Source organism: Methylophilus sp. QUAN (assembly GCF_015354445.1).
Lineage (GTDB): Bacteria > Pseudomonadota > Gammaproteobacteria > Burkholderiales > Methylophilaceae > Methylophilus.
This window is the reverse complement of record NZ_JADKYT010000001.1, coordinates 90,117-106,918: the sequence shown is the minus strand read 5'-3', so window position 1 is coordinate 106,918 and position 16,802 is coordinate 90,117. Positions and strand designations below refer to the sequence as shown.

General features: G+C 50.9%; 12 protein-coding genes and 1 tRNA gene. 9 read left to right on the top strand and 4 right to left on the bottom strand.

Features of this window, described 5'->3' with window-relative positions; genetic code table 11:
- Window positions 1–29: 29 nt before the first annotated feature.
- A complete protein-coding gene (locus INP79_RS00480; protein WP_194752508.1) occupies window positions 30–365 on the top strand; it encodes a YegP family protein in 336 nt (111 codons plus the stop codon).
- A gap of 17 nt (window positions 366–382) precedes the next feature.
- On the opposite strand, the gene INP79_RS00475 is transcribed toward INP79_RS00480, so the two are convergent.
- Window positions 383–1,201 (bottom strand): SDR family oxidoreductase, encoded by an 819-nt coding sequence (locus INP79_RS00475; protein ID WP_194752507.1) that lies wholly within the window; start codon window positions 1,199–1,201, stop codon window positions 383–385.
- Between the two features lie 60 nt (window positions 1,202–1,261).
- On the opposite strand from INP79_RS00475, the gene INP79_RS00470 reads away from it, so the two are divergent.
- Both INP79_RS00470 and INP79_RS00465 read left to right on the top strand, forming a co-directional pair.
- Entirely contained in the window at window positions 1,262–1,636 is a 375-nt protein-coding gene (locus tag INP79_RS00470) for a DUF6394 family protein (protein ID WP_019880750.1), read from the top strand.
- A gap of 60 nt (window positions 1,637–1,696) precedes the next feature.
- A complete protein-coding gene (locus INP79_RS00465) occupies window positions 1,697–3,358 on the top strand; it encodes a TrkA family potassium uptake protein (protein WP_194753783.1) in 1,662 nt (553 codons plus the stop codon).
- A 662-nt stretch (window positions 3,359–4,020) separates the two neighbouring features.
- Here INP79_RS00465 and INP79_RS00460 read toward each other — a convergent pair.
- From INP79_RS00460 to argS, 3 genes are all read right to left on the bottom strand, one after another.
- Entirely contained in the window at window positions 4,021–4,668 is a 648-nt protein-coding gene (locus INP79_RS00460) for a thiol:disulfide interchange protein DsbA/DsbL (protein WP_194752506.1), read from the bottom strand.
- A 72-nt stretch (window positions 4,669–4,740) separates the two neighbouring features.
- Window positions 4,741–5,331, bottom strand: coding sequence for an SPOR domain-containing protein (locus tag INP79_RS00455; protein WP_194752505.1), 591 nt, complete (start codon window positions 5,329–5,331; stop codon window positions 4,741–4,743).
- A 42-nt stretch (window positions 5,332–5,373) separates the two neighbouring features.
- Complete coding sequence (gene argS, locus INP79_RS00450; protein WP_194752504.1) at window positions 5,374–7,032, bottom strand: arginine--tRNA ligase; 1,659 nt, start codon at window positions 7,030–7,032, stop codon at window positions 5,374–5,376.
- Between the two features lie 59 nt (window positions 7,033–7,091).
- Between argS and INP79_RS00445 the strand changes: the two genes are divergently transcribed.
- The 6 genes from INP79_RS00445 to thiE all read left to right on the top strand — a co-directional run bounded on the left by INP79_RS00445 (window position 7,092) and on the right by thiE (window position 16,796).
- The gene (locus tag INP79_RS00445; RefSeq protein WP_194752503.1) at window positions 7,092–9,365 is read left to right on the top strand and encodes a primosomal protein N'; all 2,274 of its coding nucleotides are present in this window, start codon (window positions 7,092–7,094) and stop codon (window positions 9,363–9,365) included.
- A 136-nt stretch (window positions 9,366–9,501) separates the two neighbouring features.
- Entirely contained in the window at window positions 9,502–11,211 is a 1,710-nt protein-coding gene (locus tag INP79_RS00440) for a ShlB/FhaC/HecB family hemolysin secretion/activation protein (protein WP_194752502.1), read from the top strand.
- A gap of 243 nt (window positions 11,212–11,454) precedes the next feature.
- Window positions 11,455–15,138: a YDG domain-containing protein gene (locus INP79_RS00435; RefSeq protein ID WP_194752501.1), complete on the top strand. Its 3,684-nt coding sequence runs from the start codon at window positions 11,455–11,457 to the stop codon at window positions 15,136–15,138.
- A 105-nt stretch (window positions 15,139–15,243) separates the two neighbouring features.
- Window positions 15,244–15,317, top strand: a tRNA-Gly gene (locus INP79_RS00430).
- Between the two features lie 11 nt (window positions 15,318–15,328).
- Window positions 15,329–16,186, top strand: a complete 858-nt coding sequence (locus tag INP79_RS00425) for a hydroxymethylpyrimidine/phosphomethylpyrimidine kinase (protein ID WP_194742298.1) — start codon at window positions 15,329–15,331, stop codon at window positions 16,184–16,186.
- Window positions 16,170–16,796 carry a thiamine phosphate synthase gene (thiE, locus tag INP79_RS00420; protein ID WP_194752500.1) on the top strand — a complete coding sequence of 209 codons (627 nt, stop codon included), beginning with the start codon at window positions 16,170–16,172 and terminating at the stop codon, window positions 16,794–16,796. Before INP79_RS00425 ends, thiE begins: the two co-directional genes overlap by 17 nt.
- Window positions 16,797–16,802 lie beyond the last annotated feature (6 nt).

Below are 16,802 nucleotides of genomic sequence, written 5' to 3'. Positions count from 1 at the left end.
TTTATTGATGATAGACAGAGGAGCGAGCGATGGCAGGTTGGTTTGAACTAACAAAAAGTGATGCGAACGGTCAATTCAGTTTTGCATTGAAGGCGGGTAATGGTGAGCAGATTCTTAAAAGTGAACAGTACACCACCAAAGCGGCGGCACAAAACGGCATTGAGTCTGTGCAAAAAAACAGTCCTTTGGATGAGCGTTATCAGAAACTGACGGCCAAAGATGGTTGCCCTTATTTTAATTTGCTGGCAGGCAATAGCCAGGTCATCGGCACCAGCCAGATGTACTCTGCGGAAGCTGGGCGTGATAATGGCATTGCTTCGGTGAAAACCAATGGTTCAACCGAAACGATTAAAGATTTGACCTGATCCGGTCAGTGTCGTGATTAAAGCCTCGCTTTGTGCGGGGCTTTTTTCATGATGAAGTCCCACACGCATGCAGGTAATAATCGCATCAGACGCGCGACGATGCCCATTTGCCACGGAATCACAGTAAAGCGGCGTTGTGCGGCAATCGCCCGCACGGCTTTGCGCGCAAACACATCGGCATCCATTAAAAACGGCATGGGGTAAGTATTGATATCAGTCATTGGCGTGCGGATATAACCCGGGGCAATGGTGGTGACAGCGATGCCGTATAGTTGCATTTCGACGCGCAGGCTTTCGAGGTAGGTGATCGCCGCAGCCTTGCTGGCACTATAAGCACCCGAGCCTGGCAGGCCGCGGATACCGGCGACGCTGGCAATGCCAACCAATTGCGCAGGCTCACCTTTGGCCGCCCTGGTTTTCATAGCCTCGATCAGAGGTTGGAAGGTGTGTACCAGGCCCATGACATTGGTTTCAAACACGGCTTGAAATGCCGGGATGTCTTCGGCAAATTCGGTTAAGGTGCCACGGCTGACACCGGCATTGCCGATAACGATGTGCGGCGTACCAAAGCGGTGTAAAAAGTCCTGAGCCATGGATTGCATTTGCTCGGCGACACGCACATCCACGCAATAAATGACGCAGGTGGTTTGATATTGCTGTTTTAAGCTGTCTGCCAGCGTTTGCAATGCGGCTTCGTTTCTGCCGCACAAAGCCAGCACCAGCTTCCCGCCATATTCTCTGGCGTAGGCAGCAGCCATGGCCGCTCCTAGGCCGCTGGAGGCGCCGGTAATTAAAATACGCATGGCAGGCACAGGGTTTTGTGACATAAAAAACATCGGGGTAAACAAATTTTAATCGGGTAGAATGCCATAAAACAATCGTCGGGGGAAACCTAAATGAATTTGGAAAAAGTGATTTTTGGCTTTTTTATTATTCTGGCCATGACACTCAATTTTGGTTTTTTTGTAGGCGAGATTGATAATCCGCAACATCACTTGCATTACGAGTTATATGTGGCGATTGTGGTGAACCTGATTGCCACCGTGCTCAAGTTTGGCGACCGTACCCAGATTGGCGCGATTCACCTGGCGACCAGCCTGGTGGCTGACATACAACTGATTGCCGCCGCGATTATCTGGGTGGTGGCAGGGAGCAAAGGCGCCGAGCCCGAGGTGATTGTGGGCATTGTTTCTTTGTCTGGCGGTGCTTTCCTGGCTAATATCACCTCAGTGATTTTGCTGATTTACGAAACCGTGACCTTGCGCCGCTAAGGTGCAGCAACGGGGACAGTCGTGAGTCTCAATCAAATCATCTTCCTGATCTTGCGGCGTATGCGTGCGCCGCTGCTCATGGTCATTATTAGCTATGCGATCGCGCTGATTGGTTTTGTACTCATCCCAGGTGTGGATGATCATGGTCAGCCTTATCGCTACGGTTTTTTTGATGCGTTTTATATCCTGAGCTACACCGCCACCACCATTGGTTTTGGTGAAATCCCCTACCCGTTCACCACGCATCAGCGCTTGTGGATGACTTTTTCGATTTACCTGACGGTCATTTCCTGGTTTTATGCCATCGGCGCGATTATTGCCCTGTTTCAGGAGTCCGCCTTAAAACTGGCCTTTAAAAATGCCATGTTTCAGCGCGATGTGCGCAACCTGATGGAGCCGTTTTACCTGATTTGTGGCTATGGTGAGACGGGTGGCGAACTGGTGCGGGCGCTGGATAAAAATGAGTTACGTGTCGTGGTGCTGGAAATTTCGCCGGAGCGTATCAATGAACTGGAAATGACCGATTACCAGTTCTATATTCCGCATTTGTGTGCAGACGCCAAATTGTCAGAAGTGTTGCTTTATGCAGGCATTAAAAACCCGATGTGCCGTGGGGTGGCCGCGCTGACCGATGATGACCATGCCAACCTGGCGATTTCGGTGGCTGTGAAGCTGATCAAGCCCGATTTGCCGGTGCTGGCACGCGTGCAGAATGATGTGATTGCCGCCAATATGGCCTCGTTTGGCACTGACCGCATTATTAACCCTTACAATATTTTTGGCGAACATCTGGCCATGCGCCTGAACGCGCTGGGTACTTATTTGTTGCACGAATGGCTGACCAGGGCGCCGGGAGATGCGATTGCCACGCCAGCGCCGGTGCCGCAAGGGCATTGGATTGCCTGTGGTTTCGGTCGTTTTGGCAAGTCAGTTGTGAGCAGCCTGCAAAATGGCGAGATGCATGTCACCATTATTGAAGCCGACCCGCAAGGCACGCAATGTGAGGACTGTATTATCGGCAGTGGTGTGGAATCGCATATTTTGCAGCAGGCCGGGGTAGAAAATGCGGTGGGTATCGTTGCCGGCACCGACAATGATATTAACAACTTGTCGATCGTGATGACGGCGCTCGAACTGAATCCCAAGCTGTTCGTCATCATCCGCAAAAACAAACGGCATAACGATCCCCTGTTTCAGCACTTTAATGCTGATATCACGATGCAACCTAGCGATGTGATTGCGCATACCTGCTTGTCTTATATGGTGTCGCCCATGCTGGCGGAGTTTCTAGTGACTGCGCGGCATCAGGGCAACGCCTGGGCCAATGCTGTCATTGCGCAACTGGTTTCAAAATTAGGCGAGCAAGTGCCTGATACCTGGGATATCACCATTGCGGACGACATGGCGGTGGCCGTGTGCGCGCTGATGGAGCAAGGCATACTGCCTGCACTTAAACATTTGATGATGCGTCCGGCCGGGCAGCAGCGACATGAAATGCCGGTGGTACCGCTGATGCTGGTGCGCGGTGAGCAAAAGATGTTATTGCCGGAGTTATCTACGCCCTTGCAAATTGGCGACACGATTTTGTGTTGTGGTCTGGACCAGGCGAAATCGATACAGCGTTTTGTGATGCATGATATTAAAACCTTGCATTACCTGGTGACGGGGACGGAGATGCCGGAAACCTGGATTGGGCGTTGGCTTAAGGCTGGTGGGCGCTAGAGTGTTTTAGTTTGAATGATTGTGTAAGGTGATTGGGGCGTTGCTTTTCGCCTTTTTGGCGAGTTACTTTTCTTTGCTTGCACAAAGAACAAGTAACCAAAAGAAAGTGCACCCCAACTTCCGCTTGTATCCTGTGCTACTCGAATTGCCGGGCGTCCATCGAAACTCGCCCTGACAAGCCACATAGAACGTGGCTTGTTGCGGAGCTCAGACAGCCGATGGCCGAGAACTCCCGCCAACCCTGCGTTGCTCGGCGCGGCAGATTGGGACCCCGAACACCATACGACTGCAACCATTCGCGAATTGAAGAAAAAGAATCTGGTTTTTGAACCATCCGAACTTCTACTATGTGAGTTTGGCGAGAATAATCCCATTCCATCACGCTGAGTAGCGGAGACAAAATAAGAGTAGAGGGAGCGACTGTCCGAATCCCGCAGCAGCTCACGTTTTGTGTGAGCTGCCAGGTTGAGTTTCGTGACCGCTTATTTTGACGAGCAACGCAAGGGAGCCGAAGGCCGTGATGGCTGGGTGTCGTCCTCTTTGGTTACTTTCTGGGGGACAAGCACCAGAAAGTGACTCGCCGAGAGGCGAAAGAAAAAGCTAGTACTCAATAAAAAACGCCTGATGTGGGGCATCGGGCGTTTTTTAATTCAAGCGGAGATTTACTTTTTACCAGCTGCTCTGTCTTTGCGCACATTCTGAATAATAAAGTCAGCGGTTTGCAGGGCTGCTTCATTGCCACCGGCCATGGAGCTACCGGTGATGAATTTACCGTCGATAATCAGGGCAGGAACGCCAGTCGCGCCTGAAGCGCGGAAAGTTTGCATGGCTTTATTCATTTGCATGTTAATCGCGAATGACTTGAATGCTTTTTCAACTTTGATTTTATCGAGACCACCTTGCTTGGTCACCCAATCGATCAAAGACGCTTCGTCAGCCTGTTGGCTCAGGGTTTTGCTTTTGTGGATGGCGTCAAATAACTGGCTATGCAGTTTTTCCAGCACGCCGAGTTCTTGCATGGCAAAATAGGTTTTAGCTAACGGAGCCCAGCCTGCGTTTGGCAAGGCTGGGATGCGTTTGAAGTATACATCTGCGGGCAGTTTTTTCACCCAGGCTTGTAAAGGCTGCTCCATGTGGTAACAGTGCGGGCAGCCGTACCAGAACAATTCCATGACTTCAATTTTGGCCGGTTGGTCGGTCGTGATTTGCTGCGCAACCTGATCAAACTGTTCACCCATTTGCGGGTCTGCCAGTGCTGAGGTCGCCGTAAAGCCAGCCCAAAGCATCAAACTCAACAACATATTTTTCATAAAGTCAGTTTCCTAAAGTTTTGTGGAACATCATGCATTAACGTGGCAGCTGTGCATACGATGACAACCGCATTAATGGGTGGAAGATTCGATATTGACCTTGATCAGATTGGCCTGGAAGCCATTGGTTTCCAGATCGTGGCTAATTTTGTTGATTTTGGCCAAGTCATTGAGCGGGCCAATACGCACCCGGTGCATGGTGCCTTTGTTGGGGATTTCTGCGGTTTGTACAAACGCTTCAAAACCAACCAGGGCCAAGCGGGTTTTGAGATTGTTGGCATCATCTTCTTTGGCAAAGGCGCCGACTTGCACAAAATAGCTTTCTTGCTTGATGGTCGGGTTTTTTTTCACTTGCTGTTCACTGATTTTGCTCTCGGTGTCGGGCAAAATGGTATAGAAATCAAACTTGTTCGGGTCCTCAATAGAGGCGCTACCAGGTTTGACTTCTTCTTCGGTGACGGTGTTCTTGATCGGGATTTCTTGCTGGCCCTCGTCTTTTTTGAATGCGCTGGAGAATGGGCTGTGATCACCTTTGATGTAGATAATCAGGGCCACGGTTAACGCGACACCCAAAAACAGGCCGACCAGCAGGCCGTTAAAGAAAGTGCTGCCGCTGCTTTTGCTTTTTGCTTTGGCTTGTGAGGGTTTGTAGTCGCGACTCATTGTGAGGTTAACCAATCAATTCAGCAGTCATTAAAGGGATGCTTACATTTTTTCCGGCGCGCCAACGCCCAATAACGCCAAGCCATTACGCAACACCGTGCGGGTGGCGGTGATCAGCGCCAAACGTGCCAGTTTGACTTGTTCGTCATCCACCAAAAATTTGGTGTCATTGTAATAACTATGCAAGGCACTGGCTAGCTCCTTGAGGTAGTTGGCCACCATATGTGGTGCCAATGCCTGGCAGGCACTGCTCACCACTTCAGGGTATTGGCCCAGCGCTTGCATTAGCGCTGTTTCTGTGGCGCTTTGCAGTGGCGACAGTTCAGCCGCCGTTAAATTGGCTGCATCGCCGTTCCACTGGTTGAGCACGCTGCAGATGCGGGCATGTGCATACTGAATGTAATAGACCGGGTTGTCGTTGGTTTGCGCGCGTGCCAGGTCGATATCAAACACCAGTTGCGAATCCGGGCTGCGGGCAGCCAGGAAATAACGCGTGGCGTCGCAGCCGACCTCTTCAATCAGGTCACGCAAAGTGACGTAGCTACCGGCGCGTTTGGACAATTTGACCTCTTCGCCACCGCGCATCACGGTCACCATCTGGTGTAGTACGTATTCCGGCCAGCCTTGCGGGATGCCGACGTCCAGCGCCTGCAAGCCTGCACGCACACGGGTAATCGTGCTGTGATGGTCTGCGCCCTGCTCGTTGATCACGCGTTTAAAACCACGGTTCCATTTTTCGCGGTGATAAGCGACATCCGGCACAAAATAGGTGAAACCACCTTCTTTTTTGCGCATGACGCGGTCTTTATCATCGCCAAATTCGGTGGTGCGCAGCCACAAGGCGTCATCCAGCTCGTAGGTGTGGCCGCTGGCGATCAGGGATTGCACGGTGTTTTCTACTTTGCCTTCGCTATATAAGGCACTTTCGAGTGAAAACACATCAAACTTGATCTGGAAAGCTTGCAAGTCCAGATCTTGCTCGTGACGCAAATAAGCCACGGCAAATTTGCGGATGGACTCGGTATCATTCACATCGCCGCTGGCGGTCACTTGCATGTCGTCAGCAATAATAGTGGCTTTGGCCAGGTAGGCTTGCGCAATATCGACAATATAGTCGCCGCGGTAGCCGTCTTCCGGGAAGCCTGCATCATCAGGGTTGATGCCTTGCACACGTGCCAAGACTGACTTGGTCAGATTGTCGATCTGGGCACCAGCATCGTTGTAATAAAACTCACGCGTCACGTCCCAGCCATTGGCATCCAGCAGGCGGCACAAGCAGTCACCCACTGCGGCGCCACGGCCATGACCGACGTGCAACGGTCCGGTCGGGTTGGCCGAGACAAACTCCACCTGCACTTTTTCAGCCTGGCCAGCCTGGTTGCGGCCAAACCCAGCCCCTGCTTGCAGCACCTCGTGCACAATTGCCTGTTTGCTGTCAGCCGAGACAAAGAAGTTAATAAAGCCTGCACCCGCTATATCGACTTTGCTAATGACATTGTTGGCGGGCAAGCCATCAATAATCTGCTGCGCAATCGCACGTGGGTTTTGCTTTAAAGGCTTGGCCAGTTGCATGGCGATATTGGTCGCAAAATCGCCGTGGTCGGCAGACTTTGGCCGCTCAAGAATGATATTGAGGCTGGAGGTATCTTCTACCAGCGGTTTCACCGCTTGCAGAATGAGTGCTGTGATCGTTTGTTTCAAGGTTAAAATGGTGCTGAATAGTCAAACCGCCATTTTAACCTAATTAAGCATTTTCACCCATGTGTTCAACTGTCACCGACCTTCAGGCCGCAACCCCCGCCAGTATTGTGCGTGTGGTGCTGGACGTGCCACTGGATCGTCAGTTTGATTATTTAAATCCTGGCCTGTTGATTCGCGAAGGCAATCGCGTCGTGGTGCCCTTCGCCGGGCGGCAATTGGTGGGCATCGTCATGGCGTTATTGACAGAGACTGATATTGCACAACACAAGCTTAAAGCCGTGCTGCAGGTGTTTGACGATGTGCCGTTTGATGCCGCGACCTTGAAGTTGCTGCGGTTTTGCGCCGACTATTATCACTACCCTTTTGGCCAGACCGTGCTGGCCAGCTTGCCACTGCGTTTGCGCCAGATTAAACCGGCGGTGACGCGAAAAATGTGGCTGTATCAGTTGGCGAATACCATTCCGGAAGACTTTATTGGTAAGCGGCAACAAGTGCTGACCAGGCTGGTTGCGTCCCTGCAGCAGCAGGGTGAATGCAGTGAGGCGATGTTGGGCGAAGTGTCCGGTGCCTGGCGCAAAGCCATACAGCCACTGCTGGATGCTGGCTACGTGTCCAGGCGCGAAGTGATTGCGACGCGCCCTTCCCTGCCCGCATCGGATCTGGAGCCGACACTGAATGATGAGCAGGCACAGGCGGTCCAGGCGATTTTGGGCGATTTAGATCGTTTCCAACCCTGGTTGTTATTCGGTGTCACCGGCTCTGGTAAAACCGAGGTGTATATCCGCTTGCTGCAAACCGTGCTCGCGGAGCCGCAAGCACAGGCGTTGATCATGGTGCCCGAAATCAATCTCACACCGCAATTAGAAAGTCGCTTCCGTAGTCGCTTGAGCCAGTTTCCACTGGTGACCTTGCATAGCCATTTGAGCGAGAGTGAGCGCTTGCAAAACTGGCAGGCGGCACAATCCGGTGTTGCGCGTATTATCATCGGCACGCGTTTAAGTGTGTTTACGCCCATGCCGCATCTGAAATTGATGATTCTGGATGAAGAGCATGACACTTCGTACAAGCAGCAGGATGGCATGCGCTACCATGCGCGAGATGTCGCACTGGTGCGCGCCAAACAATGCCGGATCCCGGTGGTATTAGGTAGCGCAACGCCTTCGCTGGAAAGCTGGTACAACGCTATGGGAGATCAGGCACAAGCTGCATCGAATGCAAAAAAAGCCAGTTACCGATTGCTGACGCTGACCAAACGGGCGGCAGCCCAGGCCAAATTGCCCCGTATTTTTTGTATTGATACTACGCACAGCCCGCCGGAAGCCGGACTGACGCCGCAACTAAAACAGGCCATTGAGCTACGTTTGCAGCGCGGTGAGCAAAGCTTGCTGTTTATTAATCGACGCGGTTATGCGCCCGTGCTGCATTGTTCCGCTTGCCAGTGGCTGGCGGATTGCCGCCGCTGCTCTGCCAAAGCGGTATTGCATTTGCGCCAGCGCGTATTACGTTGCCACCATTGTGGCGATGAGCAACCGATTCCTGTGCAATGTCCGAGCTGCGGTAATCCCGATTTGCGCCCGGTTGGTCAGGCCACCCAGCGGGTTGAGGAAAGCTTGCAGCAGCTTTTTCCGCAGGCGCGTGTCGCCCGCGTGGACCGCGACACCATTCAGGCTAAGGATGCTTTAACCGAGCTGTTGTCCGCGGTACATGCTGGCCAAGTTGATATTCTGATTGGCACGCAAATGTTGGCCAAAGGCCATGATTTTGCCAATTTGACGCTGGTAGGGGTGTTGGACATCGATGGCGCACTATACAGCCCTGATTATCGGGCCAGTGAACGCCTGTTTGCACAGTTGATGCAGGTGGCAGGTCGCGCCGGTCGTGGGGATAAGCCGGGCGAGGTGCTGATACAAACCGCCTTTCCGCAGCATGCCTTGTTTGCTGCACTGCGCGAGCAAAACTATGCGGCGTTTGCCGATGACTTGTTGCAGGAGCGCATGGTGATGCAATTCCCGCCAGCAACCTATATCGCTGTGATGAAGGCTGAGGCGACCGACTACACGCTGGTGAACCAGTTTTTGACTGACTTTAGTCAAGCGGCCAGGGATTATGTCGCTGCACAAGTGGCAGCCTTGTCCGAGCAGCCTTTGGTCTATGACCCGGTGCGTCCAGGCATTGCCAGGCTAAATCGTATGGAGCGCGGGTATGTGATGCTGCAGTCTGCACATCGCGGCGCCTTGCAGCAGCTATTGCAGGTGGCGGTCGAGTGGGTCAGGACACATCCGCTGCAAGCAAAAATCCGCTGGGTGCTGGATGTGGATGCGCTGGAATATTAGTGAAAGTTACAAATATGCTACTAATTGGTCGATTTGTTGTAAAAAAAAGTTAGCGTTTGGTGGTTTTTTAAAGTAACTTTTGACCTTGTTATACCATTAAAAAGATTATGGAATTTTAAAGCTTTGGGGAGTCATCTTGAAAATACAATTAAAGCGTATAGGCTTGTTGCAACTGTTGGCATTAAGCTATACATCGCAAGTGCTGGCCGGTGGTGTTCAAATACCAGACATTCAGCAGAATTTGCCTAGACCTATTTTGCCTGAACCAAGACCGATTATTCAGGTGCCAGAAGAAACACCTACGCCAGAAAAGAAACAAAAAAAGTCCAGCCTCAAGATTGTTGTCAAGGCATTCAAATTCTCTGGCAATAAACAATTTTCAGATGAAGTGCTGGCGGCGCAACTTGCACACCTGACCGGTCATGAAATTGGCATGCGTGAATTGAACGAAGCCGTCGGTACAGTGCGTAATTACTATCGTCAGCGTGGTTACTTGCTGACACAAGTATATTTGCCAACTCAGGATTTACAGAAAACTACAGAGGCAGAGGCCGTCGTCGAGCTTTCCATCCTGGAAGGTACGCTAGGTGAGGTGAAAGCTGAGACCGGGCAAGGCCTGGATCAGGAATATTTTCAATCCCTGTCAGAATATGGCCTGAATAAGGGCGATGTGCTCAATGAGCGCAATTTGGTGCGCAACATCATGGTAATGAACGGCTTGCCTGGTATACAGGTCACTTCACAGTTGAACCCGGGTGAGGCTGTCGGTAGTTCAGATGTGGCGGTTTCTGTGGAACCACGCACGCCTCGTGTCACCGGTTTTGTCAGTGCCAACAACTATGGTAACCGTTACACAAATCGTGAAACGTTAGGCTTTGGTGTGGCGGTGAATAACCTCCGTGGCCGTGGTGACCAATTGGCGGTGGTCGGTAAAACCTCCAGAGATGAAGGGCAGCGTTCTATCAGTGGTTTGTACTTTACGCCTGTCGGCAGCGCTGGCACGATCATGAACTTGGCATACAGCTATGTAGATTACAAGCTCGGCGGTGACTTCAAGCAATTTGATGCGTCTGGTGATGCGCATTATTTTTATGGCTCACTTGAGCATCCATTACTGCGTGAAACCAAAAAAGGTGTTGCGTTCAAAGTAGGTGGTAACTACAAGATTCTGGATGATGATGTCGATGCATTTTCCATTAATAATCGCCGCGATATTAGTAGCCTGGAGTTAGGCTTGGTAGGCGACTGGATTAATGATATCGGTAGCGTAGCTTACCAATGGAGTTTCCTGGTCACTGGCGGTAACGTCTCATATAAAGACTCTGCTGCAAAGGCCAATGATAGAAATCAGCTGGATACCCAAGGCAGTTTTGTGAAATGGAACTGGACCTCGAGCCGCACCCAAGTGTTTGAGAATGGTGTGAACTGGGTGGTGCGTGCCGATTACCAAGGTGCGGGTAATAACCTGGATATTGCAGAGCGTTTCGGGATTGGTGCCATCAACCGCTGGCGCCAGTTCTCAGAGATTCCTAGCCAGGCAGATCAGGGCTGGATGGTAGGCACCGATGTGCGTAGAACGTTTGCGACCACGGGCGCTGATGTCACACCTTATATTCAGTCAGTGACGCCATTTGCTTTTTATGATGCTGGTCGCGGCAAGCTGAATCATGATCCAATCGGTAATAGTGTTTATGTCCGCTCTAACCATATTGGTGTTGGTACTGATATCCAGTTCCCGGGGCAGTGGGTTTTGACCACCACTTATTCACAGCAAAAGCGTGACCTGGATGGCGCGGAAAGTAATACTGAGTACCAACTCTGGGCGCAAGTAAGAAAAAATTTCTAGTTTTAAATCTGTAGTAAGCAATGATCCAGGCAAAAGCCTGGACATATAAAAGTAGCCCACATGAGTATCGATTAATCCAATTGGAGTTGGATTAATCATCGCGTCGATTAGTCATAGTGGGCTACATACAAAAATAACTTCCTGAAACAAAATTACACACATATTCAGGAATTGAGAGAAGTGATGGTAACCCACTGGCCCTTAATTAGGATCAGTGGCGTTTCTTACTAAAGGAGAAGTGTCATGAAAGCAGCATCCTTAAACCATGTCTATCGTCTGGTCTGGAGCAAACTCCAGCAAGCTTGGGTCGCCGTTGCCGAAACAGCGCGAGCACATGGTAAATCCAGCGTGAGCGGCCAAACAGGAGCAGCGCCTGCGGCAAATGCGGCACTAAATGTTTTATTCACCCAGTCTGGCAAATGGCGTTATCTGGTTGCAAGCGCTTTTGCGGCCATGGTCATGCCAGTCTCTTCTTATGCCGCCGATACCAATGTGATCGCTGGCGTGCCTGTAGGGGATTTAACCGTAAAAGAGGTGACTCCAACTCAAACGCAGTATATCCATACGGCGAATGTCAACATTGTAGATTTCTACAAATTTGGCGTGATGAAGGGGCATCAGCTGGATGTGATTATGCCGGATGCTGGCCGTGCGCTGTATCGTGTGATTGGTAATAGCCGCTCTGAAATCATGGGTACGTTGAACTCCAATGGTAGCCTGTTCCTGATCAACCAGAATGGTATTCTGTTTGGAAAAGGCGCTGAGGTGAACGTCGGTAATATTGTGGCTTCAACCTTGAATATTTCCAATGATGACTTTCTGAAAGGTAATTACAACTTCACGGTTGGTAGCATCAGAGGAGATATCGAAAACCATGGTGTCATTAAAGCGAAAAATGAAGGCTATATTGTCTTGCTCGGCAAAACGGTTGATAACAGCGGTACATTAGTCGCTAGCAACGGCAGTGTCGTACTTGGCTCTGCACAAGCAGCAACATTGGACTTTTTTGGCAATGGTTTGGTAAAAGCCAAATTATCAGGCGATGCGCTGGAAGCCACTATTAAGAATAGCGGTAACATTTATGCTGATGGTGGCTTTGTACAAATGGCAACCAATGCGCGTTCATCAGCCATCAATATTTCCGGCATTGTTGAAGCCAACCAGCTGGTTGAGCGCAACGGTATGATCCGCCTCGAAGGCGGCGATAACGCTAAGGTAGAAGTTTCCGGCCAATTAATCGCCAAAGGTCAAGGCACCACGGGCGGCACGATTGAGGTGACTGGTGAGCAAGTTGCATTGATGAATGGTGCTTTGTTGGATGCTTCAGGTGACACCGGTGGCGGTAAAGTGCTGGTGGGTGGTGATTACCAAGGCAAAAACGATGCTGTGTACAACTCCAGAACCACTTATGTTGCGCAGGGCGCAACCATCAAAGCGGATGCACTTCAAACAGGTGATGGCGGTAAAGTGGTTGTTTGGGCCGATGATTTGACACGTTACTACGGCAGCATTTCTGCACAAGGCGGTGCTACTCGTGGTAATGGTGGTTTTGTTGAGGTGTCAGGCAAGCAAAACTTGGCCTTTATCGGTAAGGTCAATGTCGCGTCTCTGAATGGCATCGGCGGTACGGTATTGTTAGACCCTGAAAATATTGTGCTGGATTCCAGCACACAAGCTTCGCCTACAAACAATGCCAATGGCACGCCAGATGTCGCCTTTGCTGATAATGCAGGCAATACCACGACGATTCAAATTTCTGATGTGGTGGGTTTCAGTGAGTTGTTCTTGCAAGCGAACAACAATATCACAGTAAACAGTGCACTGACGATGAATACTGGTGGCAGTATTCGTCTTGAGGCCAATAATGATATCAATGTGAATGCAGCTATTAAAACGGTGGCGACGACCACGCCTGGTAGTGGCAGCATCACTTTAATTGCTGATGCAGATGGTGATAAGACGGGTAATTTAGCCATTGGGGCAGATATTACAGCAGCGGGTGGTGCCATGATTTTGAAGGCGGCAACATTGACGCATACGGCAGGTAATATCAGTACTAACGGTAATATCCAGGGCAGTGGGCACGCAGGGAGTGTGGCGATTACCGTCGATGGCTTGGCTGCGTTGGGCACGGCTAATATTACAGCGAATGGGCGCTCAGCATCCAGTTCAACACGCGGTTTTAATGGCGGTAGTGTGAATATCACAGCGGGCAGCTTGGATATGTCTGGCAAGATCGATACCTCTGGCAGTGCAGCGGGTAATTCGGAGCAGTATGGTGGCCAAGGTGGTAATGTGAGCGTCACTACAGCAGGTAACGCAACAATACTTGGTGGAATTAGCACCGGTGCCGGTAACGCCGGCAGTGCTTCTGCGGTTGCCAGAACATCCGGTGAAGTTTCAGTTACAAGTACCTATGGCAATATTGAGGTTGGTGATGTGACGACTAAAGGTGGTTTTAACGCCATTGGTAATAAAGTCACACTGTCTGCAGCAAATGGTGCAGTGACGACTGGCAATATCAATACCAGTGGTGGTGAAGGCCGTAATAACACGGATGGTAAGAGTGCTGGTGCGGTTGATATTGCTGCGGGCACCGGAATTACTACCAAGAACATCACTGCTTCAGGCGCAGATGGAAATGGGACGAATAAGTCTGGCGGTTCAGCGGCTGAAGTGAAATTGCAAAGCAGCAATGGGGATGTCACAGTCGAGACAGTGACCGCTAATGGTGGTGCAAAAACAGGCACTGGCATTCAGGGCAACTCTAAAACAATCTTCGTGCGTGCTGGCAGGGATGTGATTCAAAAGGGTAATATTGTCACTACCAGCAACTCACAAGATGCAGTGACATTGGTTGCTGGGCGGGGTTACAAAAACACCGGTAATTTTGGCATCACAACGGGTGCTAGCGGGCGCTGGTTAATCTACTCTGCATCGCCGGATGTTGGTCAACGTGGTACTCAGATTTATACCAATTACGACTTTAAACAATATGGCACTACTTATGACGGTGTGAAAAATGGCACTGAACAAATCAATGCTGCAGCGACTGGTAACGGTTTGATTTATTCAGAAAAAGTCGCGATTACGCCAACGTTAGAGGGTTCAGTGACCAAGGTATATGACGCGACAACGACGGCAGATATTTCTGGATTGCAGGTTGTCACAGAAGGCCGAGATGGCGACGTGATTAAGTTCAGTGATATTGTCAGCGCGAATTATGACAATAAAAATGTCGGCGTTGATAAGCTCGTGACAACGAACCCGCTGTCAATTGAGAACGTGAAAAATACTGTCACCAGAAATGGCGCTCAAATTGATCGGGCTGTATATGGCTATAGTTTTGAGACAAACCAAAGCACCGGGCTACCAATCAATCAGGCTTCCGGTAATGTGGGTACCATTACCCGGGCGCCAGTGACGGTTAGCGGGATCACTGCGAACGATAAGTTTTTTGATACCACGACTGCGGCAACTGTGAATACTGGGCCGGCAACCATTAATGGTATGATTACAGGTGACCAACTGACGGTTGTGGCAGCGAATGGCCAGTTCATAGATAGTGCGGTTGGTAATGGCAAGCAAGTCTTTGTTTCTGGTATCACCTTAGGTGGCACTGATGCAGGCAATTATGAGTTGCTAAGTAATACCGGTGAAACGACAGCCAGTATTTTGGCGCTGCCTGTGACGCCCCCAACAACTGTGCAGAATATTTCACCACGTGACAATGCGGGCCTGGGCGGTTTGATTCCAAACAACCCGGTATTGAATACGATGTTTATCGTTTCTCTGAACCCTGCTGCTGGTGACGAGGAAGACCTGGATGCGGTGGCTTGTCCTACTAACGAAGATCATTTGGGTAGTACGCCTATCCTGAGTTCTGGCGTGAAGTTGCCAGACGGCGTGAACTCGAATTGTATTTAATTTAATCAGCCAAGCAGAAGCCGGACAATTGTCCGGCTTTTGTTTTTGTGCTGAATAATGTTTTGTATTCGACCAGACAGCAAGTAAAATAGCGGTCATTCGTTCGCGGCTGTAGTTCAATGGTAGAACGCCAGCTTCCCAAGCTTGATACGCGGGTTCGATTCCCGTCAGCCGCTCCAAAGGAATTTTCATGGCCAATACTCCTCCCACCGTTTTAACATTTGCCGCGACAGACCCGAGCAGTGGTGCCGGTGTGCAGGCAGATATCATGGCGCTCGCCAGTATTGGTTGTTACCCGCTGTCTGTGATTACTGGCATTACGGTGCAAGATACCGTAGGCGTGGAAAGTGTGATGCCACTGGATGCAGACTGGATTAATGACCAGGCACGTGCGATCTTGGAAGACGTGTCTGTCAGCGCCTTTAAATTGGGCCTGTTGGGCAGCGTGGAAAACGTGGCGGTGATTGCAGAAATCGTTGCCGATTACCCGGATGTGCCGTTAATCATTGACCCTATCCTGGCTTCTGGCCGCGGCGATGAACTGTCTAATGAAGAAATGCAGGCCGCCATGTGCGAACTGTTATTTCCGCAAGCGACGCTGATTACGCCCAACAGCCTGGAAGCACGCCGCTTGGCTTATTACGATGAGAGTGATGAAGTCAAACACAGTTCGCTCGAGGAGTGTGCGTTGCGCCTGCTGGGCATGGGCACCGAGTATGTGATGATTACCGGTACGCACGAGCGCTCGCTGGATGTCGTTAATAGCTTGTACGGTGTGCAAAACGAGATCCCGGGGCTGATTAAAGATTACCACTGGGAGCGCTTGCCGGGCAGTTATCATGGCTCCGGCTGCACCTTGACCAGTGCGATTACCGCTTGCCTAGCACACGGCTTGACCATGGAAGAGGCCGTGCATGAAGCGCAGGAGTTTACCTGGCAGACCCTACGTCATGCGTTCCGCCCTGGCATGGGGCAATTTATTCCTGACCGGTTCTTCTGGGCGCGCGAGTCAGACGTGCAGGAAAAAGCGAGTGAACTTCAGCATTAGCGGTTTATATCTGGTGACGCCAGATTGCGATGACACAGCGCTGCTTTGCGCGCAAGTGTCAGAGGCGTTACAAGGTGGCATATCGCTGGTGCAATACCGGCATAAAACGGCCAGTGACACTTTGCGTTTAGAGCAGGCGACAGCTCTACTCGCTCTGTGCCGCCAATTCAATGTTCCATTGTTGATTAATGACCATGTGGCGCTGGCTGCGGCCTTGGATGCGGATGGCGTACATGTCGGCCAGCATGATAGTGAAATCGCTGCTGCACGTGAGATGCTGGGCCCACAGAAAATCATCGGCGCTTCTTGCTATAACCGCTTTGAATTGGCCGAGCAGGCGCAGGCCGCAGGCGCGAGTTATGTGGCTTTTGGCGCGTGTTACCCTTCTTCTACCAAGCCCAATGCGCCTAGCGCCGCCGCTGCATTATTTACCCAAGCCAAACAGTCATTGTCCGTGCCCGTCGTCGGCATTGGCGGCATTACGCTGGATAACGCCCGCCACTTGGTGGAGGCAGGTGCCGATGCACTGGCGGTAATTACCGATATTTTCCAGTCTGCGGATATTGTTGCCCGCTGCCGCCAGTACCAGCCATTATTTGCCAAAAATTGAGCGCTA